The organism is Myroides sp. C6-3, from assembly GCF_050522425.1.
Taxonomy (GTDB): Bacteria; Bacteroidota; Bacteroidia; order Flavobacteriales; family Flavobacteriaceae; genus Flavobacterium.
Genome location: NZ_JBMVQP010000018.1, coordinates 1 through 17,391, shown reverse-complemented (window position 1 = coordinate 17,391; position 17,391 = coordinate 1). Strand labels below are relative to the sequence as shown.

Sequence of the window (17,391 nt, the reverse complement as noted above, 5' to 3'; positions counted from 1 at the left end):
AAACGAAATTTAAAACCAAGAACAATGCGTTTGATTAAACCTATTTATCTTTCAGCAGCTTTGGCATTTGCTTTAACTAGCTGTGGAGGCTCGAAAGCTATCATACAAAATCCAATCTCAACTGTAGATCAATTACCAACGAGAACAACTCCGTTGTCGGAAGAACAAATGAAAAGATGGAGTCACCTAGACATCCTTAGAGACACCGTTCCTGGTATGTCTGTTGACCGTGCTTACGAAGAGTTGTTAAAAGGAAAACCACTACCTAAAAAAGTGGTTGTGGGGGTAATTGATTCTGGAATTGAAATTGACCACGAAGACTTAAAAGATCAAGTTTGGACCAATCCAAAAGAAATCGCAGGAAACAACGTTGACGATGATAACAATGGTTATATCGACGACATCCACGGGTGGAATTTCTTAGGAAAATCAGTACATGAAAATGTGGAAATGGTTCGTGTAGTGAGAAGAGGAAATGATGGTTCTGAACAATACCAAAGAGCAGTAAAAGAACTTGCAAAAGAAATACAAGAAGCAAAAGAAATACAAGTTAGAGCAGATATGTTAATGCGTGCTAACGAGAGATTAGCTACTTTCTTAGGCAAAAAAGACTATACGTTAGAAGATTTAAAAAGCATTGGTGATGATGCCTCTGAAGAAATCATACACTCTAAAAACGCAATCTCTAATATTTTAAACAATGGTCGTGAGCTTTCTTGGTTAGAAACGTTCAAAAACTACGGAGATAGCAAATTAAAATATCACTTAAATATTGATTTCAATGGTCGTGAGCTTGTAGGTGATGACCATACCAATATTGATGATCGCGTATACGGAAACAATGATGTAATTGGTCCTGATCGCGATGAAGCGAAACACGGAACACACGTTTCAGGAATTATTGCACAAACCAGACACAACAAATTAGGGGGTGATGGTGTTGCATCAGATGTAGCTGAAATTATGGCTTTACGTGCGGTACCAGATGGAGACGAATACGATAAAGACATTGCTTTAGCAATTCGCTATGCAGCAGATAACGGAGCGAAAGTAATCAACGGTAGTTTCGGAAAGTATTTTGAAGAAAATAGCCAATGGGTACGCGACGCAATAATCTACGCAGAGTCTAAAGATGTATTAATCGTTGTAGCGGCAGGAAATGACGCGATGGATTTAAACATCGAAGGTGGTGTAGAGCGCTATCCCAATGACAACGTAAAAATGGGACCTGAAGTAGCAAACAACTTCTTAGTAGTAGGAGCTTTAAATCCTAAATTTGGAGAAAACATGGTGGCTACTTTCTCAAACTACGGTCATTACGATGTAGACGTTTTTGCTCCAGGGGTAAAAATATACGCGACAACGCCACACAATTCATATGAATATTTACAAGGAACGTCTATGGCATCGCCAAACGTTGCTGGAGTTGCTGCTTTACTACGCGCATACTATCCGCAATTTACAGCTGCTGAAGTGAAAAAAATCATCATGGACTCAGGGGTACCAGTAAATCTGGACGTAATCGTTGGAGAAAAAAGAGAGGTGAGAAATTTTAATTCCATTTCTACTTCTGGAAAATTTGTTAATGCATACAATGCATTGCTTTTAGCAGAAAAATTAGCTCAAGCAAAAAAATAAACTTTTTATTCTCAAAGAAAAAGATCTTATACTCCACAACAAAGTATTACTTTATTGTGGAGTTTTAATTTAAACTGAAACATGAAAAAATTAATCGTAGCTTTATTTCTGTGTTTGCCTTTCATGCAACAGGCAAATGCACAACAGAACCCTAACCCTGGGTATTGGCAACAATATGCAGACTACAGCATGGATGTGAAAATGGATGTGAAAAAATTCACGTATACAGGTACACAAGCGGTTGCTTATACGAACAATTCGCCTGATACCTTACGCAAAGTTTTCTATCACTTGTATTTCAATGCCTTCCAACCAAATAGCGATATGGATGCCTTGCTAATGAGTATTCCAGATCCAGATCCTCGTATGGTTGATACCAAAGAAATCAGAGGTCGAAAAATATTCGAAAGCAGAATTAACAAGTTAAAAGAAAACGAAATCGGCTTTCTAAAGGTAAAAAAACTAGCACAAGATGGAGCTCCTTTAGAAAGTAAAGTCGTTGGAACTGTATTAGAAGTAACCTTGCGAACTCCTCTAGCACCCAAACAAACAACTGTTTTGGATATGACTTTTGAAGGACAAGTTCCGCAAATGATCCGCAGAGCAGGTAGAAATAGCAAAGAAGGTGTTGCTTTATCTATGGCACAATGGTTTCCAAAATTAGCAGAATATGATTTCGAAGGCTGGCATACAGAACAATACTTAGGAAGAGAATTTCACAGCGTTTGGAGCAACTACGATGTTAAAATTACACTAGATAAAGACTATATTGTAGGTGGAACAGGTATCTTGCAAAATAACAATGAAATCGGATACGGTTACGAAGATGTAGGGGTAAAAGTAGCACCTGCCAAAGGCAAAACATTGACCTGGCATTTCAAAGCTGAAAATGTATTGGATTTTACTTGGGCTGCAGATCCAAACTACCTGCACGACATCTATGAAGGACCTAACGGCGTTAAATTGCACTTCTTGTACAAAAACAATCCTGCGATTATCGAAAATTGGAAAAAATTACAGCCGATAACGGCTCAATTGATGGACTTCTTCAATAAAAATGTTGGAGACTATCCCTACACACAGTACGCAGTAATCCAAGGAGGTGATGGTGGAATGGAATATTCTATGTGTACGCTGATTACAGGCGAACGAAACTTTGCTAGTCTAGTAGGCGTAACTGCTCATGAGCTAGCGCATAGCTGGTTTCAACACACTCTAGCTACGAATGAAACGAAACACGAATGGATGGATGAAGGGTTTACGACCTTTATTTCAGACCTTGCACTTCTACAAATTTTGCCCAAAGAAAATTTAGAAGATGAAAATCCATTTGCTTCGACGTATAAAAGCTATTACAACATGATCGCACGCAACATTCAAGAACCCTTGACAACGCATTCTGATCACTATTTAACCAATAGAGCTTACTCTATCTCTGCTTATAGTCGCGGTTCAATTTTCTTAACGCAATTAGCGTATATCATTGGGTGGGATAACATGATGGAAACACTTCGCGAGTTTTATAGTCAGTATAAATTTACGCATCCAACACCAAACGATTTTAAGCGCACGGCAGAACGCATTTCTGGAGCAAATTTAGACTGGTATATGACCGATTGGACGATGACTACGAATACGGTCGATTACGGTATCATGTTTGTTGAAGAAATTCAGAAAAATCAATCGTTAGTTACTTTAAAACGCATCGGACGAGCGGGCATGCCATTAGATATTTTGGTGACCTATCAAGACGGCACTATGGAGACGTTTTACATCCCCTATACAGCCATGCTTTGGAGCAAACCCAATCAGTACATCGAATATGAACGCACGATCTTAGAAGGATGGGGATGGGCTCAACCTGAGTACAAATTCATTATCAATAAGCCAAAAAGTACGATTAAAACTATTCTTATTGACCCTAGTCAATTTATGGCAGATGTCAATCAAGAAAACAACGTGTACAACAATTAACAAAAGCGCGATCTATACAATACGCAACTGTGGTTTACACAAACACGAAAAGTATAAAAAAAAGTCCTAGCATTTTCTAGGACTTTTTTTATACATATCACTTTCCTTTTCTACCTTTGCAGGATCTATGACAAAACAAAACGAAACTTATCCAAAAGAAGAAAAACTAAAAGCTAAAAGGCTTATAGATGAATTATTTATAACAGGTAAATCTGTTAGTAAATACCCTCTTCGCTTGGTTTATATTGAGGTTAACGAAGAACAAGCCCCACCTTTACAAACAGGAGTTTCCGTGTCTAAACGCCACTTTAAAAAGGCCGTAGATCGCAACTATTACAAACGCTTGCTTCGAGAAAATTACCGAAAAAACAAAACCATCATACTCGATCAATTAGATCAAAAATTTGCTATGATGCTTTTTTATCAAACTAAAGATCGCTTAAACTATCAAGAAGTAGAACACAAAATGAAGGGTTTGTTTGAAAAGTTTGTCAAACAATACAAGGCTACAGTATCAGAAGAGGAAAATAAAGCAATTTAAGCCCTTTTTAAAAACAAAAAGACAACTTAATCCCTTTAAAAAATACAATCCCTCTAAACGATTAATTTAGCTTCAAAATAAAAGAGCGGGTCATTGACCCGCTCTTTTATTTATATACTTTTACAGTGCGCAATATTGCTTCTAATTCTAACATCTCATTTCGCTTACTCATTGACGGTTTATAAGAAAAACCTTCCAAAATAAGGTAGTAGTTTTCTTTTTTGATGATGTAGGACAAATAAGGTCCACCCATAAAACTATTCTCCATATCCCAAGTTCCTTTGACCTCCGTTATTTCTTGCCCTCTTACATAAATCGTTCGATTAAAAGGTTCAAAATCAACACTCATATTCATAAAAGTATCTGGTTCTGAACCGCGAATGAATTTCCCAACAACGGAATCTCTCAGATAATCCATATCTTGAATAAACTCAATTTTCTTTGTAAAGGGCTTAACCACATGGAAAGGCAAACTATAAACCAAAATATTGTTATTTCCTGAGGCAATTTCCTTTTTGTACCAAACGAAATTATCCTCTACTAAAACGCGTTTATACGACGCAGGTAAATCGATATCAATGTTGTAATGATCGTGTAAATACACCGTTTCATACATTGGTCCTTCCTTAATTCGAGTTTGAATATCTTCAATTTCTTGATGGTGGAAACAATTGATGATCGAATCTTTATGTTGTTTAAAGTTTTCAATTACACTTCTATGGTCTTTTCCTTCAATTAAAAAATAATTTTGAGGTTGTGCGTATTGATCTACAAAGAGCTGAAAGTTATTTTGTTCCGCCTTTGTACTCACGAAAACAATGTTTTTTTTGCTTTTAGCTGTATTGGCAAATATTCGCGGTGATTGTTGATCAATATCAAACGTAGGTTCAGCTGGAATAATACCATCTATGCGGGCTGCTAAATAATTTCGAATCGTGTCGCCTACATCACTCAACCACAAATCATCATCAATGACCACCAAGATTTGATTGATCGGTCCTTGAGAAGGAGTAAGTGTATCTTGTTTTCGCATAGGCTCTTTACAACTTATGCAAAAGATAAAACAAGCAATATAGACAACAAAATGTTTCAAAAGACTCTTAATTAATTCTCAATTTCATTCCTGGTTGAAGCGTTGATTTTTCACCCATATTATTTAAAGCTCTCAACTTAGAAATAGTCACCCCCGGCAGATTTTTGCTAATTGAATACAGGGAATCTCCCTTTTTAACAACATAAACACCATTAGTAGAAGCCTGTGCAATTGTAGATTTACCGACAATTAGCTTTTTACCCGGATAAATAACATTGGTTTTCATGTTGTTCATTCGCTTCAATTCAACCACCGAAAGTCCGTATTTTTTAGCAATAACTCCAACATTTTCACCCTTGCGAATGGTGTGATACTTATTGCGAACGCCCGATGTTTGCGCAATGGCAATATCGTAGTTAGGCTTTTCTTTTCGCTCCTCTTCAAAATCGACATAAGCGTAAATTTTCTCTTCATTCGACACTAAAACCCCCGCTTTGTCTAATGGCAAACGCACGAAGTTCAATTCACTTGACGAATAAGGTATAATTTTTAATTTATACGTTGGGTTCAAAAACTCTAGTTCTTCTTGACTAACATCTAACAACTTAGAGATTTGATCAAAACTCATCATGCGTTTTATAGCCACGGTATCCGTTTGCACCATCTTCATTGGAATATTGCTATCGGCTTGAATACCATGCTCTTTAGCATACTCAAAAATATACATCGTCGCATAAAATGCAGGTAAGTAATTTTGCGTTTCACGCGGTAAATTCGGACGTATATTCCAATAATTGGTTAAACCATTAGAACGGCGAATAGCTTTTGAAACATTACCGGGTCCTGCGTTATAAGAAGCTAAAACCAAATCCCAATCGCCAAAAATACCATACAAATCCTTCAAAAACTTAGCTGCTGCTTCAGATGATTTTAACGGATCTATGCGATCATCTTTAAAGGAAGAAACTTCTAAATTATACTGCTTTCCCGTTGCATACATAAATTGCCACAACCCTGTTGCCCCCATATGAGAAACAGCCTTAGGGTTCAATGCCGATTCAACAATAGCTAAATACTTAACTTCCAACGGAATATTATTTTTTGCTAGTTGCTCTTCAAACATAGGAAAATAGTACTCCGAAAGCCCTAATAAACGCTCAAAGGACTTCTTTCTCTTCTTTAAAAAAGATTTGATTAAACGTTCCAATGACTCGTTATACTCCACATTGAAAGGCGTTTTTTCATTGATTAAAGCTAAGCGCTCTTTCAATATTTCGGTAGTTAAACCATCCCATTCTCCATCTTCATTCGAAAAAAAAGAATCATCCGCCAAATCAGCATTCATTTCTTCATACAACTCTTGATTGATCAATTCATCTAGCCAAAGCTTCTCGATGCGTTGGCTAGCAGAATGATTGACAAAACTTGCCTTAATAGAATCTAAATAGACCTGTGGTTCTACTTCTTTTTTCCCAAAATCATTTCCTTCTGTTTGTTCTTGTGCTATTAAGCTAAAAGATAATAGGCTAATAAGGGATAACGCTACTCCTTTATAATTCATGATATTGTATTTTGAAATAGGGTATAACTACTATCAGTAGCTATACCCTAAACTAATTATTCTTGTATTGCTTTGATACCAGGCAATATTTGTCCTTCTAACATTTCTAACATCGCACCTCCACCTGTTGATACATAGCTCATTTTAGGTGCTAATCCAAATTGTTTCACAGCTGCAACAGAATCACCTCCTCCTACTAAAGAGAAAGAACCCTTTTTCGTTGCTTCAGCGATAAAGTTTCCTAATTCAATGGTTCCATTGGCAAATTTCTCCATTTCAAAAACCCCTAAAGGTCCATTCCAAAGAATGATTTTAGAATCTAAAATCACTTTCTTTAAGCTAGCCAAAGTTTGAGGCCCCACATCAAGCCCTTGCCAGCCTGCTGGTATTGCATTTACATCTACTATTTGGGTATTTGCATCAGCTGAAAAAGCGTCAGCAGCAACCACGTCAATAGGCAAGTGAATTTGAACATTCTTAACTTTAGCTTGCTCTAAGATACGCAAAGCTAAATCGATTTTATCGTCTTCACAGATAGAGTTTCCAATACTTCCTCCTAATGCTTTTACAAAAGTAAAGGCCATTCCTCCTCCGATAATCATATGATCTACCTTGTCTAAAATGTTTTCTATGATCGTAATTTTAGAAGAAACTTTTGATCCACCTAAAATAGCCGTTACAGGTTTTTCGGTACTGTGTAATACTTTATCGATACTTTCTATCTCTTTGGCCAATAAATACCCAAAGCACTTGTCATTCGGAAAAAATTGAGCAACAATTGTGGTAGACGCATGTGCGCGGTGTGCTGTTCCAAACGCGTCATTAATATAAAAATCCGCAACAGAAGCTAACTCTTTCGCAAATTGCTCCTCTCCTTTTTCTTCTTGTGCATAGAAACGCAAATTTTCCAACAAAAGAACATCACCTGCTTGGCTATTGGCAACTGCTTTTTTTACTTTTTCTCCAATACAATCCTCTACAAAAGTAACTTTAGTACCCAAAACTTCAGCCGTTTTATCGGCAATATGACGAAGTGAAAAAGCGTCATTTCGCTCTCCTTTAGGACGTCCCAAATGAGAAACTAAAATAGCCACTCCTCCATCTTTAATAACCTTTTCAATCGTAGGTTTTGCCGCTTCAATACGATTCGTATCCGTTACCTCAAAGGCATCGTTTAAAGGGACATTAAAATCAACGCGAATTAATACTTTTTTATTTTTAAAATTCACATTATCAATTGTTTTCATAGTTGTATTTTTCTAAAATATATTCCAATTAACGCAAATATAAATCTTTTTAAAATCCAAAGTGCGATTATTTTAGATTATTATATTAATTTTCTACTTCTATTTGACAAGAGTACTTTGAGGTGAAAAGAACCTAGAGCGAAAGAAAGTTTTCTTTTTCAAGGCTTATTCATACCCAAAGAATTCACTTATATTTGCATTATGTTATTTTCAGAAATCGTTGGTCAAAACCACATCAAGAATCACTTAGTACAAAGTGCTACATCAGGTCGAATCCCTCACGCTCAATTGTTTATTGGACAGGAAGGAACAGGAACACTCGCTATGGCTATTGCTTATGCTCAATACCTGCTTTGTCGCAATGTTGGTGGAGAAAATACAGGGGGAAATGAAAGTTGTAATACCAAGTTTAATGCATTAATGCATCCTGATTTACACTTCGTTTATCCCGTTGCGACAACGAGTGAAGTAACAAAACACCCAACGAGTGATAAGTTTGCAGAACCTTGGAGAAATTTCATAAAAAACAATCCCTACGGGAGTTTAAATGATTGGTATAATCACATTGATATACAAAACAAACAAGGGCAAATAGGCGTTGATGAAGCGGGAGAAATTCTCAAAAAACTTGCGTTAAAATCATATGAAGGTGGGTATAAAATCATGATCATATGGATGGCTGATAAACTCAATACAGAAGCATCAAACAAGATTTTAAAAATTTTAGAAGAACCACCTGCCAAAACGATTTTCATTCTGATTGCAGAAAGTGAAACGTCCATTTTGCAAACCATATTATCCCGCTGCCAATTGTTGCGTTTCAATCCGTTAAACAGTGTTGAAATCGAACAAGCTTTAAGTGAACAAGGTTGCGCTAAACAACAGGCAACTTTGCTAGCACGACAAGCACAGGGGAATTACAACAAAGCCCTTCAATTGCTTTCTAATGCAACAGATTCATCTGATTTCGAACATAAATTTGTCTCTTGGGTTAGAGCTGCTTTTCGCGCAAAAGGAAATGCTGCTGTGATCAAAGATTTAGTAGACTGGAGTGAAGATTTGGCCACGTTAGGCCGTGAGCAACAAAAACAGTTTCTCGAATTTTGCATTGAGCTCTTTAGACAGGCCTTACTTTGCAATTACCAATCGCCAAACCTAGTTTACTATCAAACATCCGTAGATAAATTCAAACTCGAAAACTTCGCTCCTTTCGTTAACGGAGCCAATATAGACGAGATCTTTGAAGAATTGTCGAATGCGATCTATCACATCGAAAGAAACGGCAATAGCAAGATGATTTTTACTGATTTATCCATTAAACTAACGCGATTAATCCATAAAAAATAGCGAAACTAATTCGTTTCGCTATTCGGTATTGTTCGTTGAAATAACTTGAGTTCTTCCCAAGTAAATTCGTCGTTAGAAGCCACTTTAACTTCCGCAAGGGTTTTGCCCTCATTTTGGGTAAATACCTCTTCTAAGCGCTTTATTTTAGTTTCGTCTAGTACTTCGCTCAACTCAATCTTTCCATCGCTAATTAACTTAGCTAAATGCGAAAATATCGTCGTTGTTGTAAGCTTGCGCTCTTCGGCAATTTCTTCGACGCGAAGCCCTTCCTTCCACAATTCATACGTCAGTAAAAAAGTACTCTTCTTTTTTTCTTTTTTTGCCTTGTCTTTCGACTTTAAATCCTCTAGGAGATCATAGTCATCCTGTAAATCTAAACGACTAGTTCTCAACAGAGAAGCAATATGTGTCAAGTGGTTAATTCGATATTCCCCTACTTCCAAACTACGAAGATTTTCTTTGGTTATTCGCTCTTCTTTACGGACTAACTCCACGAGCAATTTCGCTTTTTTTAGCGTTAGTACAGTTTTAATCGTTTGATCTTCCAACTCTTCCAACTCCGTAAAAAACGCTTTCATTTGTCGTTTTCCCCTAACTTGAGCCAGGGTAAAGAGCAGTTCGAAAACCACGTGATCCAAAGTAGGAAAAAAATAGGTATAAGCTTTATCAACGCGCTCCTTTACATACTTGATATCAACGGGTTGCTGATAAAAAATATGCCTCAATTGGTTGGTGAACTTCTCAGCTAAAACTACAAGTTCCTCCAGTGTTTGCACAATCTTTCGCGTCCAACTTTTATACTCGCTCTTCTTACTTCTATCGTTTTCTTCTCCAAAGGAATACAAGTGATTGCGCCAACTTTGCGTCAAATTCTTCCACGAAAAAGCTTCAATCAATTGCTCTTCTAAAAACAAAAGTGTTTGTCGCAGAATCTCCTCCTCTAACGTTTCTTTATCTGCCTTGTTTTTCGCATACTGCATTACCTCGTAGTCATTTTGCAACCCATTCATCTGAATCGGGGTTAAAAGAACTAATCCCTTCAATGATTTCAATCGAGATAGGGCAACATAAGCCTGACCGGGTAAAAACACCTTAGAAACGTCTAAAATAGCTTTTTCAAAGGTTAATCCTTGACTCTTGTGCACGGTAATCGCCCAAGCGAGTTTCAAGGGATAATGCGTAAAGGTTCCCAATAGCTCTTCCTCAATCTCTTTGGTATTGGGATTTACTTTGTACCGAATATTCTGCCATTCATAGCGTTCAACTTCTATAACTTCATTTTCTTCGGGGAATTTGACAAAAATCTCACTGGGACTTAACTTTTGAATAATTCCCATTTTACCGTTGTAGTACTTCTTTTCAAAAGACAAGTCATTTTTAACAAAAATAACTTGAGCACCCACCTTCAAATGCAACTGATTTTCAATGGGAAATATTGAATTTGGAAAATCGCCAACAACCTCTGCTTGGTACGTATAGGCTTTAGCTTCTAAAGCCTCCAATGAATCAGAATTGATTTTATCAGCTTTAGCATTATGTGTGGTTAAAGTAATATAGCCCTCAGCTTTGCTTTGATCAAAATTTGGATTTACATATTGATTGAGCACTTGTAAATCAGCCGTACTAATTCTATTATTTCTCAGGTTATTTAAAATCTGAATAAACGCATCATCGGATTGACGATACACTTTCTCCAATTCGATATACAAAGGCGCATTGGCTTGAACGACGTTAGAGTGAAAGAAATATGATCCGTCATAATAACGTCTTAAAACCTCCCATTCCTCATTTTTTACTACGGGGGGTAATTGAAGTAAATCTCCGATAAACAGCAATTGAACGCCGCCAAAAGGTTGCTTGTTTCTTCGAATCGTTTGCAACATAAAATCCATGGCATCCAATACATCTGCACGCAGCATACTCACTTCATCAACGATGAGCAATTCCAAGTTACGAAACAGAGACCGGCGCGTATTACTCATGCGAAAATGCTTCTTAATCGAAACGCGATTCTCAAATTTGACATATTCACTGAAAATCGGTGGATTTACAGCATCGGGTATAAAAGCAGCCAATGGAAAGTGGAAAAACGAATGAATCGTAACACCCCCAGCATTTAAAGCGGCTATTCCTGTTGGTGCAACAATCACCGTATTCTTATGCGTACTACTAACGATTTCTTTTAGTAAAGTTGTCTTACCAGTTCCCGCTTTTCCTGTTAAAAAAATGGACTGCTTGGTCTCGTTGATAAACTGTAAAACATACTTCGCTTCTCTAGAAAAATTTTCCATTTTTTTAGGTAAGATAAAACATTAACTGCTTTCAAAATAAAAATAGCCCTAAGAATGCTTAGGACTATTTGAATAATATACGTAATTAAATATTCTTATTTTTCTTCTTTAGTTGCAGGTGTTTCTGCCTTCTTATCATCTACTGTAGTAGCTGCTGAAGAACCTTTGTACTTGCTATTTAATTCTTTAATAATATCCTCTGTGATATTATACTCTTCCTTACCGTAGATAACAGTAGATGCTTCTTCTGTATTAAATACGTAATCTAGGCTCTTTTTCTTAGCAAAATCAGCAATATGAGATTTTACTTTCTTTACTACAGAATCCATTTCTTTCGCACTTTCAGCTTGCAATTCTTGAAAAATCGTTTGCTGTTTCATCTGTAATTGTTGCTCTTTGCGTTGTAACTCACCACCTTTTTGTTGAGCCCAAGCTTGACCTTTTTGAGCTGCATTCGTTTGAAAGTTTTGAACTTCGCGTTGAAATTGTGCAATTTCCCCTTCAAACTCTTTTCCTTTCTCTTCCGATTTTATTTTGTATTTTGATTCAATATCTTTTACTTCTTGATATTCTGTCATTAATTTAGAAGAATCAATATACGCAGTTTTAAATTCTGTTGCAGCAGTGTTTGTATTATTGTTACAAGAAAATAACAATCCAGCTAATCCTAATACGAAAATACCTTTTTTCATTTTTGATTTTTTTAAAAACATGTAAAATTAAAAAAACTTTTAATGTTTACTACATTATTTGTATTTATATCTTTTGATCAATTAAATTTATTGATAAATAAAAATCAATAAATAAAAACTATTAAAACAGGTTTTAAATGCTTATCTCTCTTGCTTTATCTTTTTTTATTTATACCATTATCCCACTTATAGATAAAAAGTGTCTTAAATCGCTTTAAAAACGTTCTTACTCTTCTATAAACCTCTTTTTTGAACGATACAAAGCTTTTATTCCAATTTGACCAAACAGTAAACTAAAGAGGAGTATTCCATAGAATTTCTCGCCTCTACATTCGAACGCAAGCCAACTAAAAATGCTTTGATCCAATTTCGTTTTCCTGTTTTATATTCTTCAGATAAAAGAGAAACATAAAAACTGTCAAAAATCATCGGTTGAACTTCTTCTACCTTAAACTGAAAGGTAGAAAAAATACGGACGATAGAATTTTGAGAAAAATGCCAAATATGGCGAGGCACATCATAAGCAGCCCAGTGCTCTTTGTAATGCGATGCATCATACGATTTGTAATTAGGCACGGCGAGGATTAATTTTCCATCGGCTTTTAGCAAACGTTTTATTTCTACAATCTGCTCTTCTAGATTTGGAATGTGTTCCAAAACATGCCAAAGCGTAATAACATCAAAAGAAGCATCCGCTAATGTCTTGTAATCTGCAATCAATTGTATTCCCTTTTTTTCTGCTAATGCTCGAGCTTGATCGCTTGGTTCAAATCCGGTAACCGTCCACCCTCTTTTTTTTGCCTCAACTAAAAAGTCACCCGTACCGCAACCAATATCTAAAAGCGTTCCAACCGTATTATTTTGTCTAAACAATAAATCAACTTTTCTGCGCAACGCAATTTTTTTTACACTTTGATAAAGGCGTTCAAAAAAATTTCGCTTTCCATCCGTATGCGATATATAATTTTCGCTTAGGTAGTAGTCTCCTAATTTTTCTTTAGACAGAACTGGATCTGTCATGACTAAATCATAAGTGCGATCATAGTATAAAGAAAACACTTCTTGAGAAACGCTATAATCTTTTACTTCTGCTATTTTTTCGTCTTTACTAAAATTTAGGTATTCCATTACAACGCTTCTTTTAATTCAACCCTTCACTTTTTATTGCTCTATAAAAAGTACGTATACCTTTCAAAATTATAATTTATTCTAAGAATACCACGAAGGATATCTTTTTCTTTTTAAACTTTATTTCTTCCAAAAATACGTCAAACTTTTTCCATCCTCATTGTATCCAAAAAACAAAAATTTCTATTCTATTTTTAAAAGTCTTTTTTTTGTCAAAAAAAGACGAGTAATTTTTTTTGAATCACTTTTTCCTTCCCTATATTTTTTTATGTTTTTTACCGCATTTATAGTTCAATACTCCACTTGTGTTAAAAAGCTCTTTTTACTAAAAAGTAAAAACTTTTTTTCTTCAATCTTCTTTCACTTTTTTTTCAACTCCATTTTTTCAACTCCATTTTTTAACCAAAAAGAGAAAGGCAAAAACAGTTTTCTTTTTGAACTTTTTTCATCTTTCTACTTTTAAAAGTATCCTTTTTTTTAGGTCTAAAAATTCTTGCTCAACTATTCTATTAGGGGATTTTTTATTTTAAAAAAAACGAGGGTAAAAATCAAATTTAACTACATCGATACCCTAGCCTTTTGTTTTAAAAAGCATGTAGTTGAATTGTGCTCTTTTTGCTTTTCATCTCATTCAACTAACTTCTTCTCCTTCTCTTTTCGACATGCCTATATTTTTATTTGAAGAAGATTTACAAGCAGCCAATCCGGTAAAAGAAAGTAACTGCAAACAAATCAATTTTGATTTATTCAAAGAGGATAGTCTAACGTTCTATCAAACAGAATACGTTAAATACAAAGCTGAACTAATACAGTATTTTAGGCTTGTTTATCACGTATTATCACTTCATCTATTACTTTAAGCAACGTTGTAATGGGGTGTAAAGGTGACTATTGCTTCTTACCTACTCAACAAAAAAATAAGGATTGTTCCACGTGGAACAATCCTTATCTTATCGTTCAATTCATTTGTTATCTTCCCATATGAATTAAGAGAATCGATATATCTGTTGGGGTTACCCCACTGATTCTAGAGGCTTGAGAGATCGTTATTGGACGGATCTTTTTGAACTTTTCTCGTGACTCAAACGAAAGGGAAACAATCTTATCGTAGTCGAAGTTCTCTGGAATCTTAACGTCTTCTAATCGATTTAACTTATCCGCATTGTTCTTTTCCTTTTCAATATATCCCGAATATTTTACTTGAATTTCTGCCTGTTCAATTACTTCCTGATCCAGGTTATTTTCTGTAATATACTCCTCTACTTTTTTAAATTTTAGAATGTCTTCTAGCTCAATTTGTGGTCGAGAAAACACCTTAAACATCTTATCAGGTTGACTCATTAAAGAGGATCCTTTAGCCTCTAAAATAGGATTTGCCTCTTCCGTTTTCACGCTTGTCTCTTTAAAAAATTCTACGAATTTTTCAGATTCATCACGCTTATATTCCATTCTTCTCATGCGTGCTTCTGAAGCTAAACCGATCGCATATGACATCGGTGTCAATCGAAAATCAGCATTATCTTGACGCAATAAAGTGCGATATTCTGCACGAGAAGTAAACATACGATAAGGCTCTTCTGTCCCTTTTGTAATCAAATCATCGATCAAAACTCCGATATAAGCTTCATCTCTTCGCAAGATCAAAGGCTCCATTTCGCGTACTTTTAGGTGTGCATTGATACCCGCCATTAACCCTTGAGATGCTGCTTCTTCGTATCCTGTTGTACCATTAATTTGACCAGCAAAATACAAACCATCGACTAATTTTGTCTCTAAGGTATGCTTTAATTGCGTTGGCGGAAAGTAGTCGTATTCGATAGCATAACCTGGTCTAAATATCTTGGCGTTTTCAAAACCTGCAACGGCACGCAAAGCTTTAAATTGAATATCCTCAGGTAAAGAAGTAGAGAACCCATTGACGTAAATCTCACACGTGTTCCACCCTTCTGGTTCAACAAAAATCTGATGTCTTTCTTTATCCGCAAAGCGATTAATCTTATCTTCTATAGACGGACAATAGCGCGGACCTAAACTCTTTATTCTTCCTGTAAACATCGGAGAACGATCAAAACCTTCACGAAGAAGATCATGAACCTCTGCAGAAGTATAGGTCATAAAACAGTCTCTTTGTTGTTTTAAAGGCGAGGTTACATCCATATAAGAGAACTTCGAAGGATTACTATCACCGCCTTGAACTTCCATTTTGGAGTAATCCAAAGAACGTCCATCTACACGCGGAGGTGTTCCTGTTTTCATACGGCCAGCAGTAAAACCAAGTTTGACTAGATCTTCCGTGATACCAAATGCAGCACCTTCTCCTGCTCTACCACCTCCAAACTGCTTCTCACCTATGTGAATTAATCCATTCAAAAAGGTTCCATTCGTCAAAATTACAGTCTTCGCTTTGATGGTTAATCCCAAGCTCGTAACAACTCCTTCTATTCGGTGATTCTCAACCAAAAGTGATTTTACCATATCTTGGTAAAAGTCTAAATTAGGAGTTCCTTCCAGCATCAAGCGCCAAGTTTCAGAGAAACGCATGCGATCCGATTGCACGCGAGGAGACCACATTGCAGGTCCTTTAGACTTATTCAACATTTTAAATTGAATAGCTGTTTGATCGGAAACAATTCCAGAATACCCTCCTAGGGCATCAATTTCACGCACGATTTGTCCTTTCGCAATCCCACCCATAGCAGGATTACATGACATCTGTGCAATATTCTGCAAACTCATTGTAATTAAAAGGGTCTTAGATCCCATATTAGCAGCTGCCGCTGCCGCTTCAGAACCTGCATGTCCACCTCCTACTACAATAACATCATATTTATCTTGAAAAATACTCATTTTTGTAAAATTCTAATCATTTTATTGTTCCACGTGGAACATTTTCATTTTTTCTTCCTCTTTTTGACGCATTAGCGTTTCTTCAGCCTCACTTTTGTCTTTATATCCGCAATAATGAAGAACACCATGTGCCATAACACGCAATAATTCCGTATCAAAAGCAACTGAAAAATCAGAAGCATTTTCTTTAACACGTTCTAAACTAATAAAAATATCACCACTAACTACTTGATTATCAGTATAATCAAAGCTAATAATATCAGTTAAGGTATCGTGATCTAAATATTTTACATTCAGTTCATGTAAATACGCGTCGGTGCAAAAAATATAATTAATTTCCCCCAAATGAAAGCCCTCTGAAGTAATAATGGACTCGATCCACGCCTCATACTGCTCCTCCTTTTGAAGAGAAAAATCTAATTCGTAATTAAAAGTTATCATATAAAAATATAAATATCCGACAAAGGTACGATGAAAATTAAAACAGTAATACACTGAAATCTAAAAACATTCCCAAATAAAAGTCCCTATTATCTTTTAAAAAAACATCCCTTGTCATCCAAACTACAACTATGCGAACCAAAACAAAGGAAAACTTGACGCCTATCGCCAATCAACCTCTTGACGTTTGCTTTAAACAAAAAAGGAAATAAAAAATTACAAATATGGAAACTACAACAACATTGTAAACACCCTCTTTAGCTTTGATTAAAAATGAAACAAATCATTTTACATCTAACTGCACAAAATACAGCAGCCAAAAAATAAAAAGTAAATAAACTTTTCCGTTCATTTATTTTGTTCCCTCCTACTACTCTATTTTTTTATACCGAATATAGTCTAGAGGAGTTTTATTGTGCAACAAAAGTAAACGTTATATTTTTCATATTTGCTACCACCTTGTATATATTATTTTTTAACCAAAACACGAGACAAATAACTCTGAAGGTTAAGCAAGAAGAGGACGCTACATTTTGCCTATTTCAACTCATACTCCAATAATTTTTGTTTACGCCAAATACAGGAAGAAGCAATTTAAAGATCGAACAAAAAACAGGGCGCTACATTTTGCATATCTCAACTCATACTCCA

Annotated in this window: 13 protein-coding genes; 5 read left to right on the top strand and 8 right to left on the bottom strand. The window is 35.8% G+C overall.

Annotation, left to right across the window (positions count from 1 at the left end):
• The first annotated feature begins 24 nt into the window (after nt 1-24).
• The 3 genes from ACPDG9_RS09070 to rnpA all read left to right on the top strand — a co-directional run bounded on the left by ACPDG9_RS09070 (nt 25) and on the right by rnpA (nt 4,153).
• Nucleotides 25-1,638: a S8 family peptidase gene (locus ACPDG9_RS09070; RefSeq protein WP_430527438.1), complete on the top strand. Its 1,614-nt coding sequence runs from the start codon at nt 25-27 to the stop codon at nt 1,636-1,638.
• Nucleotides 1,639-1,719: 81 nt separating this feature from the next.
• Nucleotides 1,720-3,612 (top strand): M1 family metallopeptidase, encoded by a 1,893-nt coding sequence (locus ACPDG9_RS09065; protein ID WP_430527437.1) that lies wholly within the window; start codon nt 1,720-1,722, stop codon nt 3,610-3,612.
• Between the two features lie 127 nt (nt 3,613-3,739).
• Nucleotides 3,740-4,153: a ribonuclease P protein component gene (rnpA, locus tag ACPDG9_RS09060; RefSeq protein WP_430527436.1), complete on the top strand. Its 414-nt coding sequence runs from the start codon at nt 3,740-3,742 to the stop codon at nt 4,151-4,153.
• Between the two features lie 106 nt (nt 4,154-4,259).
• Here the strand turns inward: rnpA and ACPDG9_RS09055 are convergent, their stop codons facing one another.
• From ACPDG9_RS09055 to ACPDG9_RS09045, 3 genes are all read right to left on the bottom strand, one after another.
• Nucleotides 4,260-5,186, bottom strand: coding sequence for a DUF4837 family protein (locus ACPDG9_RS09055; RefSeq protein ID WP_430527435.1), 927 nt, complete (start codon nt 5,184-5,186; stop codon nt 4,260-4,262).
• Between the two features lie 67 nt (nt 5,187-5,253).
• Nucleotides 5,254-6,747, bottom strand: coding sequence for a transglycosylase SLT domain-containing protein (locus ACPDG9_RS09050; protein WP_430527434.1), 1,494 nt, complete (start codon nt 6,745-6,747; stop codon nt 5,254-5,256).
• A 56-nt stretch (nt 6,748-6,803) separates the two neighbouring features.
• Entirely contained in the window at nt 6,804-7,994 is a 1,191-nt protein-coding gene (locus tag ACPDG9_RS09045) for a phosphoglycerate kinase (protein WP_430527433.1), read from the bottom strand.
• Nucleotides 7,995-8,195: 201 nt separating this feature from the next.
• Here ACPDG9_RS09045 and ACPDG9_RS09040 point away from each other — a divergent pair, with 201 nt between their 5' ends.
• Nucleotides 8,196-9,341, top strand: a complete 1,146-nt coding sequence (locus tag ACPDG9_RS09040) for an ATP-binding protein (RefSeq protein ID WP_430527432.1) — start codon at nt 8,196-8,198, stop codon at nt 9,339-9,341.
• A 5-nt stretch (nt 9,342-9,346) separates the two neighbouring features.
• Here the strand turns inward: ACPDG9_RS09040 and ACPDG9_RS09035 are convergent, their stop codons facing one another.
• The 3 genes from ACPDG9_RS09035 to ACPDG9_RS09025 all read right to left on the bottom strand — a co-directional run bounded on the left by ACPDG9_RS09035 (nt 9,347) and on the right by ACPDG9_RS09025 (nt 13,452).
• Nucleotides 9,347-11,632, bottom strand: coding sequence for a helix-turn-helix domain-containing protein (locus tag ACPDG9_RS09035; protein ID WP_430527431.1), 2,286 nt, complete (start codon nt 11,630-11,632; stop codon nt 9,347-9,349).
• 95 nt (nt 11,633-11,727) lie between these two features.
• On the bottom strand, nt 11,728-12,324 hold the full coding sequence (locus ACPDG9_RS09030) for an OmpH family outer membrane protein (protein WP_430527430.1): 597 nt from the start codon (nt 12,322-12,324) through the stop codon (nt 11,728-11,730).
• A gap of 267 nt (nt 12,325-12,591) precedes the next feature.
• Nucleotides 12,592-13,452, bottom strand: coding sequence for a class I SAM-dependent methyltransferase (locus tag ACPDG9_RS09025; protein ID WP_430527429.1), 861 nt, complete (start codon nt 13,450-13,452; stop codon nt 12,592-12,594).
• Nucleotides 13,453-14,051: 599 nt separating this feature from the next.
• On the opposite strand from ACPDG9_RS09025, the gene ACPDG9_RS09020 reads away from it, so the two are divergent.
• Nucleotides 14,052-14,312: a hypothetical protein gene (locus ACPDG9_RS09020; RefSeq protein WP_430527428.1), complete on the top strand. Its 261-nt coding sequence runs from the start codon at nt 14,052-14,054 to the stop codon at nt 14,310-14,312.
• Between the two features lie 109 nt (nt 14,313-14,421).
• On the opposite strand, the gene mnmG is transcribed toward ACPDG9_RS09020, so the two are convergent.
• Together mnmG and ybeY are read right to left on the bottom strand one after the other, a co-directional pair.
• Entirely contained in the window at nt 14,422-16,299 is a 1,878-nt protein-coding gene (gene mnmG, locus ACPDG9_RS09015) for a tRNA uridine-5-carboxymethylaminomethyl(34) synthesis enzyme MnmG (protein WP_430527427.1), read from the bottom strand.
• 21 nt (nt 16,300-16,320) lie between these two features.
• Entirely contained in the window at nt 16,321-16,740 is a 420-nt protein-coding gene (gene ybeY / locus ACPDG9_RS09010) for an rRNA maturation RNase YbeY (RefSeq protein WP_430527426.1), read from the bottom strand.
• Between the last annotated feature and the right edge of the window lie 651 nt (nt 16,741-17,391).

What these genes read in the sequence shown, in the direction of transcription:
- ACPDG9_RS09050 (WP_430527434.1), bottom strand. Translation starts at nt 6,747, where the DNA reads ATGAATTATAAAGGAGTAGCGTTATCCCTTATTAGCCTATTATCTTTT.
- ACPDG9_RS09030 (WP_430527430.1), bottom strand. Translation starts at nt 12,324, where the DNA reads ATGAAAAAAGGTATTTTCGTATTAGGATTAGCTGGATTGTTATTTTCT.
- mnmG (WP_430527427.1), bottom strand. Translation starts at nt 16,299, where the DNA reads ATGAGTATTTTTCAAGATAAATATGATGTTATTGTAGTAGGAGGTGGA.
- ACPDG9_RS09035 (WP_430527431.1), bottom strand. Translation starts at nt 11,632, where the DNA reads ATGGAAAATTTTTCTAGAGAAGCGAAGTATGTTTTACAGTTTATCAAC.
- ACPDG9_RS09040 (WP_430527432.1), top strand. Translation starts at nt 8,196, where the DNA reads ATGTTATTTTCAGAAATCGTTGGTCAAAACCACATCAAGAATCACTTA.
- ybeY (WP_430527426.1), bottom strand. Translation starts at nt 16,740, where the DNA reads ATGATAACTTTTAATTACGAATTAGATTTTTCTCTTCAAAAGGAGGAG.
- ACPDG9_RS09070 (WP_430527438.1), top strand. Translation starts at nt 25, where the DNA reads ATGCGTTTGATTAAACCTATTTATCTTTCAGCAGCTTTGGCATTTGCT.
- ACPDG9_RS09065 (WP_430527437.1), top strand. Translation starts at nt 1,720, where the DNA reads ATGAAAAAATTAATCGTAGCTTTATTTCTGTGTTTGCCTTTCATGCAA.
- rnpA (WP_430527436.1), top strand. Translation starts at nt 3,740, where the DNA reads ATGACAAAACAAAACGAAACTTATCCAAAAGAAGAAAAACTAAAAGCT.
- ACPDG9_RS09045 (WP_430527433.1), bottom strand. Translation starts at nt 7,994, where the DNA reads ATGAAAACAATTGATAATGTGAATTTTAAAAATAAAAAAGTATTAATT.
- ACPDG9_RS09055 (WP_430527435.1), bottom strand. Translation starts at nt 5,186, where the DNA reads ATGCGAAAACAAGATACACTTACTCCTTCTCAAGGACCGATCAATCAA.
- ACPDG9_RS09025 (WP_430527429.1), bottom strand. Translation starts at nt 13,452, where the DNA reads ATGGAATACCTAAATTTTAGTAAAGACGAAAAAATAGCAGAAGTAAAA.